Annotated in this window: 11 protein-coding genes; 5 read left to right on the forward strand and 6 right to left on the reverse strand. The window is 72.1% G+C overall.

Going from position 1 to position 13218, the window contains the following annotated elements:
* Positions 1-115: 115 nt before the first annotated feature.
* The 3 genes from ElP_RS34165 to glgC all read right to left on the reverse strand — a co-directional run bounded on the left by ElP_RS34165 (position 116) and on the right by glgC (position 4226).
* On the reverse strand, positions 116-1273 hold the full coding sequence (locus ElP_RS34165) for a hypothetical protein (RefSeq protein ID WP_145278004.1): 1158 nt from the start codon (positions 1271-1273) through the stop codon (positions 116-118).
* A gap of 140 nt (positions 1274-1413) precedes the next feature.
* Positions 1414-2787 carry a DUF1501 domain-containing protein gene (locus ElP_RS34170; protein ID WP_231749363.1) on the reverse strand — a complete coding sequence of 458 codons (1374 nt, stop codon included), beginning with the start codon at positions 2785-2787 and terminating at the stop codon, positions 1414-1416.
* A 206-nt stretch (positions 2788-2993) separates the two neighbouring features.
* On the reverse strand, positions 2994-4226 hold the full coding sequence (gene glgC / locus ElP_RS34175; RefSeq protein WP_390836120.1) for a glucose-1-phosphate adenylyltransferase: 1233 nt from the start codon (positions 4224-4226) through the stop codon (positions 2994-2996).
* 177 nt (positions 4227-4403) lie between these two features.
* On the opposite strand from glgC, the gene ElP_RS34180 reads away from it, so the two are divergent.
* The 3 genes from ElP_RS34180 (at position 4404) to ElP_RS34190 (ending at position 8206) form a co-directional block, all read left to right on the forward strand.
* A complete protein-coding gene (locus ElP_RS34180) occupies positions 4404-5201 on the forward strand; it encodes a DUF5131 family protein (RefSeq protein ID WP_145278010.1) in 798 nt (265 codons plus the stop codon).
* Between the two features lie 162 nt (positions 5202-5363).
* Positions 5364-6434: an alpha/beta hydrolase family esterase gene (locus tag ElP_RS34185; RefSeq protein ID WP_145278012.1), complete on the forward strand. Its 1071-nt coding sequence runs from the start codon at positions 5364-5366 to the stop codon at positions 6432-6434.
* 56 nt (positions 6435-6490) lie between these two features.
* Positions 6491-8206 (forward strand): alkaline phosphatase, encoded by a 1716-nt coding sequence (locus tag ElP_RS34190; RefSeq protein ID WP_145278014.1) that lies wholly within the window; start codon positions 6491-6493, stop codon positions 8204-8206.
* Positions 8207-8252: 46 nt separating this feature from the next.
* Here ElP_RS34190 and ElP_RS34195 read toward each other — a convergent pair whose 3' ends face one another.
* Positions 8253-9716, reverse strand: a complete 1464-nt coding sequence (locus ElP_RS34195; RefSeq protein ID WP_197446590.1) for a hypothetical protein — start codon at positions 9714-9716, stop codon at positions 8253-8255.
* Positions 9717-9960: 244 nt separating this feature from the next.
* Complete coding sequence (locus ElP_RS34200; protein ID WP_145278016.1) at positions 9961-11436, reverse strand: hypothetical protein; 1476 nt, start codon at positions 11434-11436, stop codon at positions 9961-9963.
* 417 nt (positions 11437-11853) lie between these two features.
* Here ElP_RS34200 and yiaA point away from each other — a divergent pair, with 417 nt between their 5' ends.
* On the forward strand, positions 11854-12267 hold the full coding sequence (gene yiaA / locus ElP_RS34205) for an inner membrane protein YiaA (RefSeq protein WP_145278018.1): 414 nt from the start codon (positions 11854-11856) through the stop codon (positions 12265-12267).
* 122 nt (positions 12268-12389) lie between these two features.
* On the opposite strand, the gene ElP_RS34210 is transcribed toward yiaA, so the two are convergent.
* Positions 12390-12641, reverse strand: coding sequence for an IS110 family transposase (locus ElP_RS34210; protein WP_145278020.1), 252 nt, complete (start codon positions 12639-12641; stop codon positions 12390-12392).
* Between the two features lie 110 nt (positions 12642-12751).
* On the opposite strand from ElP_RS34210, the gene ElP_RS34215 reads away from it, so the two are divergent.
* On the forward strand, positions 12752-13132 hold the full coding sequence (locus ElP_RS34215) for a VOC family protein (protein ID WP_145278022.1): 381 nt from the start codon (positions 12752-12754) through the stop codon (positions 13130-13132).
* The last annotated feature ends 86 nt before the right edge of the window (positions 13133-13218 follow it).

The raw sequence follows: 13218 nt of genomic DNA on the forward strand, positions 1-13218 counted from the left end.
TTAACCCATTTTTGATTAAGACTTTAGGGTTTTCATTCGGTGAGGGCGTGGCGTCGCATTGATTTGATCGAATGCATCGAATTGGGCACCGGTGCCCAAGAATCGGGCGGAGGCGTCATTCCGAAGGGACGCCGGGGATCGTCGGCCGGGGCCGACGGGCCTTCGGTAGCGAGACGATCAGGCCGAGCCCCCCGAGCCGGCCGCCGTCGACCCGGACGAGGACGCCCACCACCCGACCCCCCTGCCCCGAGACCAGTTCCGGCCGGCCCCCCTCGGCGCTGCCGAGCCAGTCGGAGTCGTAGAAGTCCCCCAGGTCGAGGTGGTCCCCCTCGTCCTGGGCGAAGACGACCTGGACGCCGTCGAACCACATCCCGGCCCGGGTCCGGATCGCGGCGACGGCGTCCCCCGGCCCGGCGACGACGCGGTCGGTCAGCGGCACGTCCGCCGGGCCGAACGCCCGGCCGTCGACCAGTTCGTTGCCGACCCGGTAGATCGGGCGGAGGCGGGCGATCCCCTCCCGGGCCTCCCGGTCGAGGTAACCGACCCGGAAGCCGACCAGCACGCCCCCCTCGGGGGCGAGGTCCCGGGAGACGTCGTACCCACGGAGCCGGTCGGGCAGCTCGAGCAGGCCTTCGGGCAAGGCGACCGGGTCCTCGAAGCCGGTCTTCCCCTCCCCCGGTTCCCCGTCGGCGAGGATCCCCAGCGCCGAGACCCATCGGTCGCCGGCGCGGCCGACCAGGCCGACGACCGGACGGCCCCGGGCCGAGACCCAGCCCGGGCCCCCCCCGGTCTCGTCCCCCACCCAGCCGGAGGACCGGGCGGTGGCCACGTCGAGCGTCCGGGCCTCCCCCTCGCCCCGGACCTCCATGAATAGGAACTCGAAGCCGTTGAGCAGCAAGCCCGTCCGGGTCTTGACCGCGCCGACCGCCTCCCCCGGCCCGGCCATCACCAGCTCGGTCAGCGGCACGTCGGCGCCGATCCCCGGGCCGTATTCCAGGCGGTCCTCGACCCGGTAGATCGGCCGGATCCGGCCGATGAGCTTCCCGCCCAGGAAGTCGACGTGGCCGACCAGCGCGCCGACGAGCAGGCCCCCTGCCGGGGCGAGGTCCCGGAACCGGTCCCGCTGGTCCCGGCCGATCCCATCGGGCAACTCGACGAGGCCCTCGGCCGATTCGACGCCGCCCGGCCCCGCCCCCCGGGCGGGAAGTCCGCCCGAGACCGACACCGACACCAGCACCACCCCGATCGAACGGGCGATCCACTCGATCCGCATCGCCAGGGCCTCCGGGAGATCCGGGGTCGTCGACCGGCCTCGGACGGAAGCCGGATCAGGACCATTGGATCATGGAGGGACCCATCAGGCAATGTCCGCTCGGGCCGATCGGGGGTGGCGCCGGATTGACCGTCCCCCCGTCACGAGAACAGCCCCCGGACCGGCCGGCCGGTGGCGATCGGGTGGGGGCGGCCGGTGGGGTCGATCAGCTCCAGGCCCGGGGCGACGCCGAACCGCCAGTAGATGGTGGCGGCCAGGTCGGCGGGGGTGACGGGGTCGGAGGCGGGGTAGGCGCCCAGGCGGTCGCTGGCCCCGAGGACGAAGCCCCCCTTCACGCCGCCGCCGGCCAGGGCGATCGAGTAGCAGTCGGGCCAGTGGTCGCGGCCGGCGTCGCCGTTGATCCTCGGCGTCCGGCCGAACTCGCCGAGGGCGACGACCAGGGTCGAGTCGAGCAGCCCCCGGGCGTCGAGGTCCTCGATCAGGGCGGCGAGCGAACGGTCGGCGACCGGCAGGAGGTGGTCCCGGTGCTGGTCGAAGACCTTGAAGTGGGCGTCCCAGTTCTGCCCCTGCTGCCGGAAGTCATAGACGTTGACGAACGGCACGCCCGCCTCGACCAGTCGTCGGGCCATCAAGAGGTTCTGGCCCCGCATCTGGCGGGAGGCGCCCAGCTCCGCCCCGTTGCCGCCACCCCCCCCGGAGCCGACGGCGGCCGGCTCGTGGTCATAGCCGTAGCGGTCGCGGACCCTCGGGTCCTCCCGGTCGATCCGGAGCGCCTCCCGGACCTCCTTCGAGGCGAGCAGCTGATACGCCCGGTCGTACGAGGCGACCATCGCCCGGGGCTCCCCTCGCAGGCCCGCCGCCGAGTCGACCGCGTCGAGCAGGGCCCGGCGCCTTCCCCGACGGGCCGGGGGGAGGTCGTCCGGGGTGGCGAGCAGCTCGGCCTTGTAGGACCGGGCATTCGGGTCGACGCCGACCCGGAACGGGTCGAACGCCGGGCCGAGGAAGCCTCCCCCCTGGCAGGGCACGTCGACCACGTTATGGAAGGCGAACGGCAGGGCCGCATGGGGCACGGCCAGCCGCTCCCCGCGTCGGACGAAGCTCAAGGCCCCGCCGAAGCTGGGGTAGAATTGCGGCTCGGGGGAGAACAGCTCCCGGTCCCCCTGCGGGGCTGGCCTCCCGGTGAGCGTCTCCATGGAGGCCGAGTCGTGCAGGCGGTTGCCGTGCGTCATGCTCCGGATCAGGGCGACCTTGTGCATGACGGTCGCCATCCTCGGCAGGTGCTCGGAGACGAACACCCCGGGGGCGCTGGTGGCGATCGGCTTGAACTCGCCCCGGACTTCGAGCGGGGCCTCGGGCTTCGGGTCGTAGGTCTCGAAGTGGCTCGGGCCGCCGTAATAGAAGACGACGATGCAGGCCCGGATCGGCGGCGGATCTCCGGGAATCGAGGCGTCCCCTCCCGAGGCCCTCGACGCCCGGAGCAGTTCCAGGAGCCCGAGCCCCCCGAGTTGCAGCATGCTCCTCCGCGAGACGAGAGGCCCCGGGCATCGTCGTCGGGCGTCCCGTCGGGCCATGTCCGCCTCCTCATCATCGATCTCGCCCCCCGTCGCCGGCCCGGCGACGGGCGATCACGGATCGATGCGGCCAGCGTAATGGCCCCGAACTGTCCCTGCAACGCAATTATTCAACAATCTCCGGCCGATCTGGAGGCCGGATCGACCCGTCAGTGCCGGGCGGCGAACCGTTCGAGGTCCTCGTCCTTGGGGATGACGGTGATGCCCAGTTCGGTGACGGTGAGCCCCCGGGAGCGGTCGAGGTCCGGGTCGTGGCCGAGCGAGAGGCCGGACGGGATGCGGACGTGCTTGTCGACGATCGCGCGGCGGACCCGGGCGTGCCGGCCGACCTCGACGCCTTCCAGGAGGATCGAGTCCTCCACCTGGGCGAAGCTGTTGATGCGGACCCCCGGCGAGAGCAGGCTGCGGTGCACCTGGCCGCCGGAGACGATCGAGCCGTTGCAGACGATGGAGTTGAAGGCCGCCCCGACGCGGTCGCCGTCGGCGTGGACGAACTTCGGCGGCGGCAGCGAGGGCTGATAGGTGTGGATCGGCCAGGAGGGGTCGTAGAGGTTCAGGAGCGGGTCGATCTGGATCAGGTCCATGTTGGCCTGGTAATAGGCGTCCAGCGTGCCCACGTCCCGCCAGTATGCGGCGGCCTTGCGGGCCTCGTCCCGGAAGGGGTAGGCGAAGACGCGGTGCGTGTCCAGCATCGGCGGGATGATGTCCTTGCCGAAGTCGTGCCGGCTGCCGGAGCGCTGGGCGTCGGAGAGCAGCAGGTCGAACATCAACTGGGTCTTGAAGACGTAGACGCCCATCGAGGCCAGGGCCAGCCCCGGGTATCCGGGCATCGGGTCGGGGTCGTCCGGCTTCTCCCGGAAGCCGACGACGCGCTGCTGGGCGTCGACGTGCATGACGCCGAAGTGCCGGGCCTCCGGCCGGGGGACGGGCAGGCAGGCGATCGTCAGGTCGGCCTCGCGCCGGCGATGCTCGGCGATCATCGCCGCGTAGTTCATCGTGTAGATGTGGTCGCCGGCCAGGATCACCGTGTCCCGGCTCTGCTCGCGCTCGATCCGGAAGATGTTCTGGTAGATGGCGTCGGCCGTGCCGGCGTACCAACTCTCGGCGATCCGCTGCTCGGGGGGGAGCACCTCGACGAACTCGCCGAGGTTGGGCGTGAGGAACTTCCAGGCCTGGTCGATGTGCCGGTTGAGGCTGAACCCCTTGTACTGCGGCAGGACGAGCATCTTGCGCAGGTCGGAATTGATGCAGTTGGACAGCGTGAAGTCGATGATCCGATAGACGCCGCCGAACGGCACCGCCGGCTTGGCCCGGTCCCGGGTCAGGGGCTCCAGCCGGGTGCCCTTGCCGCCGGCCAGCACGATGGCGATGACGTCCTTCATCATCCCGGGCCGTCCCCCCCTGCCTCGGACTCGGGCGTCGCCGGAAAGGGCCCGGGAGCCTCGCACGGGGTCCATTCTGCACCACGAGCCGGGCCGAACCAAGGGGTCGCCCCATCCCCCTCCCCCGGGTATGCTGGGCGGTCGAACTCCCCCCGCCCGGCCGCCCCCGACCGCCCGATGAGCGACCGCACCTCCATCGAATGGGCCGACGCCAGCTGGAACCCCGTCCGCGGCTGCACCAAGATCAGCCCCGGTTGCAAGCGCTGCTACGCCGAGACCTTCGCCGAGCGCTTCCGGGGCGTCCCCGGTCACCCCTACGAGCAGGGCTTCGACCTGACGCTCGTCCCCGGCAAGCTGGCCGAACCCCTCCGATGGGCGTCCCCCCGGATGGTCTTCGTCAACTCGATGAGCGACCTGTTCCACGAGGATGTGCCGACCGGATACATCCGGTCGGTCGTCGACGTGATGCTGCTGGCCGGCTGGCACACCTATCAGGTCCTGACCAAGCGTCATGACCGGCTGCTCGAACTGCTCCGCGGCCCGCTCCGGGACGCCGCCGCCGCCGACCACATCTGGTGGGGCGTCAGCGTCGAGGACCGCCGCCACGGCCTGCCCCGGGTCGAGCGCCTGCGATCGGCCCCGGCCGCCGTCCGGATGCTCTCCGTCGAGCCGCTGCTCGAAGACCTCGGCCCGATCGACCTGGGCGGCATCTCCTGGGTCATCGCCGGGGGGGAGAGCGGCCCCGGCGCCCGCCCCATGCACCCCGACTGGGTCCGCTCCCTCCGAGACCGCTGCGCCTCCGCCGGCGCCGCCTTCTTCTTCAAGCAATGGGGGGGCGTCCGCAAGGCCAGGGCCGGCCGCCTGCTCGACGGCCGGACCCACGACGAAGTCCCCCCCCGCCCCGATCGCCCGGCCCCGGGCCTCGCCCGGCGTCGGGAGCTGATCGCCGGGGTCGAATCAGCGCGAACGGCCTGAGCCGGCGGGATACGGCGTCGGGAGCAGGCCGGGGAGGCGGCCGGATCGGCCCCGGCCGGGGGCAAGGAGGCGTTGGCAGGATCGGCGGTCCCGGCTAGACTGCCGCCCCGAGCGTCACGGCCGACCACGTCCTGCCAGGCACCCGACGGGAGCGAGCCACGGATGACCGCCCCGCCGCCGATCCGAGACCGGGCCCGATCGCTGGGCCTGATCGCCCTGGCCCTGCTCGCGCTGGCCGCGAGGAGGGCCGAGGGGCCGGTGGTGTCCGCGAGGGCCTCCACGGCGTCGGTCCGGTCGGTGGCGAGGATCGGCCGGTCCTCCTCGACGATCGAGGCGGGCGGGCGGCGGTGGTCCTACGTCGTCCACGCGCCGAGGCAGGCCGGGGGCGATCGGCCGTTGCCGATGGTGCTGGCCCTGCACGGCTCGTCGGGCTCGGGCGAGGGGTTCCTCGACGACGCCGGGTGGGCCGAGCTGGCGGGGCGTGAGGGCGTCATCGTCGTCGCCCCCGACGGCCTGCCGATGCGGCCCGACGCGGCGCCGAACCGCGCGGTCAACCCCCGGATCTGGAACAGCGGGCAGCACCCGGCCGACCGGCCCCGCAGCCGGGTCGACGACCTGGCCTTCTTCGACGCCCTGCTGGTCGAGGTCGCCGGGGCCTGGCCGGTCGACCCGAATCGGATCTACGTCGTCGGCCACTCCAACGGCGGGGCGATGGCCCTCCGGCTGGCGGCGGAGCGGTCGGGGAGCTTCGCGGCGGTGGCCTCGGTGGCGGCCCTGCGGTACGTCGACCCGCCGGTGGGCGCCCGGGCGGTGCCGATCCTCGCCCTCTTCGGGGGCGCCGACCCGTTGCTGCCGACCGAGGGAGGGCTGTCAATCCTCCCCTGGGAAGTCCGCCGCACGCCCGAGGTCCTGCCCGAGCTGAAGCGCTGGGCGGAGGGGCTCGGCTGCCCGACCCACGGGTTCACCTTCGAGCACTTCGACACGGTCCACTCCTACACCTTCCCCCCCGGCCGAGGGGGTGCGTCGCTGTCGATGGTGCTGCTCGACGGCCACGGCCACGCCTGGCCCGGCGGGAGGGCCCGGCCGGGCGAGGCGATGCTCATCGGCCCCCGCACCGACGCCGTCGACGCCACCGCCCTGATCTGGGACTTCTTCGACCGGCACCGCCTCGACGCCCCCGCCCCCGGCCTCGTCGACCGCCCCCCGGAGGTTCCGTCGTCCGGGCCGATTTGATAGGCTCTCGGGGACCTCGGTCCCCGGCCCGATCGACCCCGACGAGACCCGCCCTCATGACCCCCGCCCCGCTGAACCGACCCGCCCTCGCCCTCGCCCTCGCCCTGGCGACGCTGCTCGCCCTCCCCCTCGGCACCCGGGCCGACGACGTCCTGAAGGCCATGCAGGCCGAGGCCGTCGCCTCCAGGGACAGCGAGGCCGACCGCCCCTACCACTTCGGCACCCAGGGGCCCGGCGGCGTCTTCTCCAACCACACCAGCCACACCAACCGACTGGTGCCGGTCATCACCCTCGGCCGGCCGGTCGAGCTGGGGAGCATCACCGGGGAGAACAGCCCCTACCGATCCGCCGATCGGCTGGAGCAGCTCTATGGCGCCCTGCCCGAGCACACCCTCGACCCCGAGGCCGAGTACGGCGACCAGTCCGACCTGTATCGCCTCCAGAAACTCGCGGTCGAGAACGGGGCCAGGCACCTGTTCGTGGTCCTCTTCGACGGCATGGACTGGGAGGCGCTGAAGGCCGCCGCGATCGTCCGCAGCGGCAAGGTCGACGACCAGGGCATCCTCGCCGCCCCCCTGCTCGCGGCCGGCACCGACGCCGACGGCACGATCGCCGTCGGCTCGGTCGTCACCAGCCCGACGCACGACGAGGCGGACGTGGACCTCGACGAGCAGACCATCGGCATCCCCGAGGACTCCCTCCGGGGCGGCTACGACCCCCGGTTCGCCGGCACCGGCCCGTTCCGGGCCCCCGAGCTCGACGCCCCCGGCTACCTGCGGGGCCAGTCGGCCACCGACGAGGAACTCCGGCGGCTGCACGACCTCGGCGGCGTTCCCCACGCCTACACCGACAGCTCGTGCAGCGCCGCCGAGATCGCCTCGGGGGTCAAGAGCTACAACAACTCGGTCAACGTCGGCCCCGACGGCTCGTTCGTCGCCCCCGTCTTCCACGACCTCCAGCGCGACGGCTGGAAGGTCGGCACCGTCACCAGCGTCCCGTTCAACCACGCCTCCCCCGCCGCCATGTACGCCCGGAACGTCCACCGCGACGACTACCAGGACCTCGCCCGGGACATGCTCGGCCTGCCGAGCATCGCCGTCGAGAAGGGCGCCCCGGCGGTGCCCGGCCTCGACGTGGTGATCGGCACCGGCTTCGGCCAGACCGGCAACCTCCAGGCGCTCCAGCGCCGCCAGGGGACCAACGCCGTCGCCGGCAACACCTACATCACCGACGAGGATCTCGAAACCATCGACTCCCGCAACGGCGGCAAGTATTCCGTCGCCCTCCGGACCGCCGGAGAGGCCGGGGACGAGGTCCTCGACGCCGCCGCCCGCCGGGCCGCCGCCGAGGGGCTCCGCCTCTTCGGCTTCTTCGGCTCCCCCTTCGGCCACCTGCCCTACCGGACCGCCGACGGCGCCTACGACCCCGCCCCCGGCCTCTCCGGCGAGGCCGAGGAGTACGTCGCCGCCGACATCGCCGAGAATCCCACCCTCGTCGAGATGACCCGGGCCGCCCTGGCCGTCCTCGGCTCCGAACCCGAGACGCCCTTCGCCCTGTTCGTCGAGGCCGGCGACGTGGACTGGGCCCTGCACGACAACAACCTGGACGACGCCGTCGGCGCCATCTTCTCCGGGGAGGCCGCCATCCGGGCCATCGTCGAGTGGGTCGAGGCCAACAGCTCCTGGGACGAATCGGCCGTGATCATCACCGCCGACCACGGCCACTACCTCGTCCTCGACGACCCTCACGCCCTGGCCGGTTCCGATCGCTGAGGCGTCCCCCGGGGGGGGAAGGCCGCCCGGCCTCCTCCCCGCCCGATCAGGGCTCCGGCCAGAGGGCGTTGATCGCCTCGACGGTGCGGTCCACGAGCACCTGGCCGCCCTCGGGCCCCACCACGCTGCTCTCGACGATGGCGCTGTACCCGCCCCCCTGCACCGCGCGGGGCGTCGGCAGGTAGGTGCCGGGGCCGGCGAGCTGGATGACGAACGTCTGCAGCGCCCGGCTCCGGGCCTTCATCTGGAGGCCGTACGAGGTGAACAGCTCGAAGTCGTTGGTGGCGATCGCCACGTCGCCGATCCGGATCGCGTGCAGCTCCATCGCGTAGGGGGCGACCTCGCCCGATCGCTGGCGGTCGTAGCGGTCGACGACTTCCTGATGCCAGAGCATCCGGCGACGGCTGGCGGGGTCCGCCGAGAGAGCCTCGACCTGCTCCGTCGCGTCCTCATATTCCTCTTCGGTCACCCGGCGCACCGGCAGCTCGATCGTCCGGACCGTGTGGGCCATCGGCACGTCGTCGCGGATCTCCTGCCGGGCGCCCTCGAAGGCCTCCTCCCAGGCCCGGACGACCCGGCGGGCCAGCTCGTCCAGGCGGTCGAGGCCCCTGAGCGTCCGCATCCGCTCCTCGGCCCGTTCCCGGAACATCAGGTGGGGCGACTGGTCGCCGGCGGCGCCCGTCCAGCCGAGCACGTGGAGTTGCTCGCCGTGGCGGGCCCTGAGCGACTCCCGGACCTGGTGCCAGAAGTCGGCGTTGACCGCCGACCTCCCCTCGACCTCCTGGGACGGGCAGGCGACGTTGATCGCCGTCGCCAGCAGCGCGCCGTCCTCCCCCCAGAAGAACAGGACCTCGACGCCGTGGTCCTCGAACCCTTCGAGATCCCGGAAGTCGGGCCGGTCGGTGGGGCCGTACATGACCGCCCGGCCGTCGTCGTAGACGGCCCGGCGGTTCTGGGCCACCACGGCGTGCCCCAGGCCCCAGCCGACGGTCGAGGGCGCCCGGCCTTCCCAGGCCGTCGCCGCCGCCTCGGCGACCCGGTCGACGAGGAACTCCACGTACTCGGCGGGCCGGATGATGCCGTCCTCGGGCAAGTCGTACTGCCCTTCGACGAGCACCGGGGCCGTGTGCGTGTGGGTGGCGCTGAGGATGAGCTTGCGGGGGTCGAAGTCGGGGAGCCGGTCTCCCAGCCGTCGCCTCACCCGGTCGACCAGCCCCTCCCGGATCGCCACCAGGTCGCAGGAGACGAGGATCGCCTGGTCGACCACCTCATCCCCCTGGCGGGCCTCGATGGCCAGGGCGGTGGCCGTGACGGGGCTCTCCACCTGCTCGGCGATCCGGGTCGTCATCTGGCCCGAGAGGGCGACCGGGCGGTCGGGGGTGATGCTGGTCGTCGCCGCCCCGACCCGCAGCTCGGCCGAGCGGCCCGGTGCCGGGGAGAGGGCCGGCAGCAGCAGCGCCAGCAGCACCGGGATCGGCGTCCGGCGCGAAGCCCTCGTCGTCTTCGTCATGGAGGCACTCCTCGGGCCTTCGGGGGGCCCGGATCGGGGGGGCCGGGGGCGAGGGATCGTCTCCGGAGGGCGCTCGACGCCGCCGACTCCGAACGCCGCCACCATCGCCCGGCGGGGGGCTCGAAACGAGGCGCGAGCTTAAGGCCCCCCGGGATCGGTCACAAGGCCCCGAGCCCCCGGCATCGGGAGGATCCTCGGGATGCCCGGGAGTTCCGGGAGTCGGGGAGCGGGATCGGGGCGGTCGTCAGCGTCTCCGCAGCGGTCGGCGGCCCCGGCGACCGGACGAGCCGGGCATCGGGGGGCGTCCGGGGGCGGGCCGGTCGGGGCTCGGGGAGGGCCCGGTGCGCTCCGAGGCGCCGGCCGGGTCGTCCGGTAATCCGTTTCGTAACGCATGAAATTCTAGGGGATTATGCGTCGATTTGCGTGCCAGTTCGACCCTCGAAATGGGTTCGCTCCGTCGCGGCGCACCGGGGAAGGCGGCCGGTCGATCGTCGTCGGCCGGGTCGGCTTCGGGGAGGGCCTCCGGGGGCTCGACGGCCGGGCTCGGCCCGGCCGGAAGGATGCCCTCCGGCCCCGGCTCGGGCTCGATGGGAGGAGACTCGGGAGGGGTCGAGGTCGACTCGCCGGGCGGCGATGTCGGGTCGATCGCGGCGTCGGGATCCTCGGCGTGGTGGCCGTCGGAGCCGGGGTCGGCCGGGGCGAGGTCGACCCGCTCGAAGCCGGGGGGGGCGGCGTCGCTGTCCAGCTCTCGCCACCAGCCGCCGCCGACCGGGACCCGGGGGATGGAGCAGTGGCGGGCCTCCTTGGCGATGGCGAGGTGCTCCCGGAGCCGGCGGTCCCGGAGGTTCAGGAACTGCCGGACGGCGGCGTTGCAGGAGCGGTCGGCGTCGCGGGCGTACCGGTGGCGCAGCTCCCCGTCCCTGGAGGCGTCGGCGGCGAGGGCCCGGATGACGACCGCCTCGCGCTCGGGTCCCTCGGCCCGCTCCCAGGATTCCTCCCGGAGCCCGGCCAGCCGGTCGACCTGGTCGGCGATGAAGGCGCGGAGCGCGGCCCGGGCCCCGGCCGGGTCGGCCGGCACGGGAACCTCCCCCGGGGCGTCGGGGATGCGGGTCACGGTGGTCGGGGAGCAGGAGGCGGCCAGCCTCCAGAGCAGGCGGACCCCCGGCTCGGCGTCGGGGCCGGGGAGCCCGTCGGGCAGGCCGAGCAGGAGCTGGGCCCGGAGGACGGTCCGCTGGTCCCAGCCGTTGCCGAGCCGGAGCGGGGCGTCGAACGCCTCCCATCGGCGGATCAGCCAGTCGCAGCCGAAGGCGGTGGCTTCGAGGTCGAGCACCGTGTTCGACGGGTCCCTGTCCAGGTCCTGCGCCTTGCGGCGGGCGCGGTGCTGCTGGGTCGACTCCCAGCGCCGAACCGCCTCCCGGGCGGAGTCGGCCCGGGTCCGCTCCCAGGCCCGGTCGAGCCGGTCGAGCGTGACCGAGCCCACGGCCGCGCGGCGGACCAGGTGCTCCTCGACCACGTTGTCCGGCCCCGACTCCTTCCGCCACCGGGCCATCGCCGCCCGGTACGCCTGCCGGTCCTCCTCGGGCACGACCACCGCGCAGGCCATCCCGTGCCGCAGCCCGTTGCGACGGCTCCGCTGCTTCCCCTCGGCCGTCCTCGGCCCGGTGGACTTCTGCGCGTTGGCCCGGTTGGCCTCGACCTGCTTCGGCGACGGCGTGCCCATGGTGTAATTCCCCGGTGTTCATCCGGCCGCCGCCCGGCGTCGGGACCGCGTCGTCCCGCCCGTCCGGCCTCGGCCGTACACCCTTAAGATCAGGAAATCGGGCCCCCGCAGTCACTTTTTCCGCCGACCAGGCCGAGAATTCCCCCCGGCCCCGGCACGATCTCGGCGGCGGGTGGCCGAGCACGTTTGTCGCCTCCTGTTCGTCCGCCTCTCCCCGGGATTTCAGTTGCACCGTCGCAGGAATCAACGGATGATCGAATCCTTGAGGCGGGTTTGCACGGGTGATCAGTGGTGTTCTTCCACAGAGCCTCGTCCGCCGAAACACGGTGAGGCGACAACCCAGGCATCACGAGCGACGGGGTCGCGTGCTTCGCGTTGCAACTCCGCAATCGCAGTTCTCCAACCGAGAGTATGCCGATGAAATCCTATGCGCCGCGACCGACCCTACCATTCATTGGCGCGTCTTGGGCGGCGTTGCTCGTCGGGGTGGTGGCGTACCTCGTCGGCCTCTGGAACGCGGGGATGCAGCTCAACGAGAAGGGCTATTACTTCACGATCCTGATGTACGGCCTCTTCTCGGCCGTTTCCCTCCAGAAGTCAGTTCGCGATCGGATGCATGGCCTCCCGGTCACGGACATCTACTTCGGCTTGTGCTGGGCTTCGCTCGGGCTGTCCATCTTGCTGCTGGCAGTTGGACTGTGGAATGCCGAACTCCTCTTGAGCGAAAAGGGATTCTACGCGATGTCCTTCGTGCTCAGCTTGTTTGCGGCGGTTGCGGTCCAGAAGAACGTCCGGGATGTCGAGCCGATTCCCGATGATCAGCAGGCCTGAGCCGGGCGGGTGGCCGGGAGAGCCCCGTCTCCTGGCCACCTCCTCAATCGCACTCGACCGGGCTGGGGTCGTCCCGATCCCAGCCACCCCGGCGGGTGTCACTGGTGGGAGGCCGTTCCTGGCTAGCACTGGCGGCTTGCCCGCCAATGTTCCGGCCTGATCGAAGACACTGGCGGGCAAGCCGCCAGTGCCACCCGCCCGCTGACGGTGCAGGCCTCGAAGACGACGAGGTCGGGTCGGGCGCGGTCGAGCATCCCCCTCAGGGCGTCGGGGTTGGTGGGGATGGTGGCGTAGGCGGCCTCCTGGGTCTCGGTGTCGTAGGTACAGGCGACGCCCTTGAACTTGCCGAGGTCGATGCCGATGATGATGGCCATGGCCGTGGGGATCCTTGGCGCGGTGGCATTGGGATCGGTCAACCACCTCAAGGTTACCCTCCGAGGCGGCCCCACGGCTTACATGGATTCTTCAGGCGGCGGGAGGTCTCATGAGCTACCGTCGATCTATCCCGGTGGTGAGCGCCCTGAGCCTGGAAGAGTCCCTCCGATATTGGACGTCGGTGATGGGCTTTCATCAGTGCTTCTCGTACGGCGATCCCCCGGTGTACGCAGGAGTGGAGCGGGACGGGGTCGAGATCTATCTCACGCACGACCCGAACCTGGTAACGTCCATGAAAGAAGCCGGATCGCATCCCGAGGTGTTCCTCTGGGTGTCGGACGTACGGCACTCGTATGAGGAGCACCGCGCCCGTGGTGCGACGGTTGTCGAGGCCCTCACCGATCGCCCGTGGGGGGCGAGGCAATATGTGCTCGAGGATCCCAACGGCTACTTCATCAAGGTCGCCGAACCCATTGTTCCGGAGGACTGAGCGCCGCCGACGAAACCGGGGCGAGAGCCCATGGCCCTCGTCTCCCGGCCAGCGTGCGAGTGTCCCAGGGGAAGCCTTCGTGCTCC

The sequence above is a fragment of the Tautonia plasticadhaerens genome (genome assembly GCF_007752535.1).
In the GTDB taxonomy this organism is placed as follows: domain Bacteria; phylum Planctomycetota; class Planctomycetia; order Isosphaerales; family Isosphaeraceae; genus Tautonia; species Tautonia plasticadhaerens.

What these genes read in the sequence shown, in the direction of transcription:
- ElP_RS34185 (WP_145278012.1), top strand. Translation starts at nt 5,364, where the DNA reads ATGACCGCCCCGCCGCCGATCCGAGACCGGGCCCGATCGCTGGGCCTG.
- ElP_RS34165 (WP_145278004.1), bottom strand. Translation starts at nt 1,273, where the DNA reads ATGCGGATCGAGTGGATCGCCCGTTCGATCGGGGTGGTGCTGGTGTCG.
- ElP_RS34180 (WP_145278010.1), top strand. Translation starts at nt 4,404, where the DNA reads ATGAGCGACCGCACCTCCATCGAATGGGCCGACGCCAGCTGGAACCCC.
- ElP_RS34200 (WP_145278016.1), bottom strand. Translation starts at nt 11,436, where the DNA reads ATGGGCACGCCGTCGCCGAAGCAGGTCGAGGCCAACCGGGCCAACGCG.
- glgC (WP_390836120.1), bottom strand. Translation starts at nt 4,226, where the DNA reads ATGAAGGACGTCATCGCCATCGTGCTGGCCGGCGGCAAGGGCACCCGG.
- ElP_RS34195 (WP_197446590.1), bottom strand. Translation starts at nt 9,716, where the DNA reads ATGACGAAGACGACGAGGGCTTCGCGCCGGACGCCGATCCCGGTGCTG.
- ElP_RS34215 (WP_145278022.1), top strand. Translation starts at nt 12,752, where the DNA reads ATGAGCTACCGTCGATCTATCCCGGTGGTGAGCGCCCTGAGCCTGGAA.
- ElP_RS34210 (WP_145278020.1), bottom strand. Translation starts at nt 12,641, where the DNA reads ATGGCCATCATCATCGGCATCGACCTCGGCAAGTTCAAGGGCGTCGCC.
- ElP_RS34190 (WP_145278014.1), top strand. Translation starts at nt 6,491, where the DNA reads ATGACCCCCGCCCCGCTGAACCGACCCGCCCTCGCCCTCGCCCTCGCC.
- ElP_RS34170 (WP_231749363.1), bottom strand. Translation starts at nt 2,787, where the DNA reads ATGCTGCAACTCGGGGGGCTCGGGCTCCTGGAACTGCTCCGGGCGTCG.
- yiaA (WP_145278018.1), top strand. Translation starts at nt 11,854, where the DNA reads ATGAAATCCTATGCGCCGCGACCGACCCTACCATTCATTGGCGCGTCT.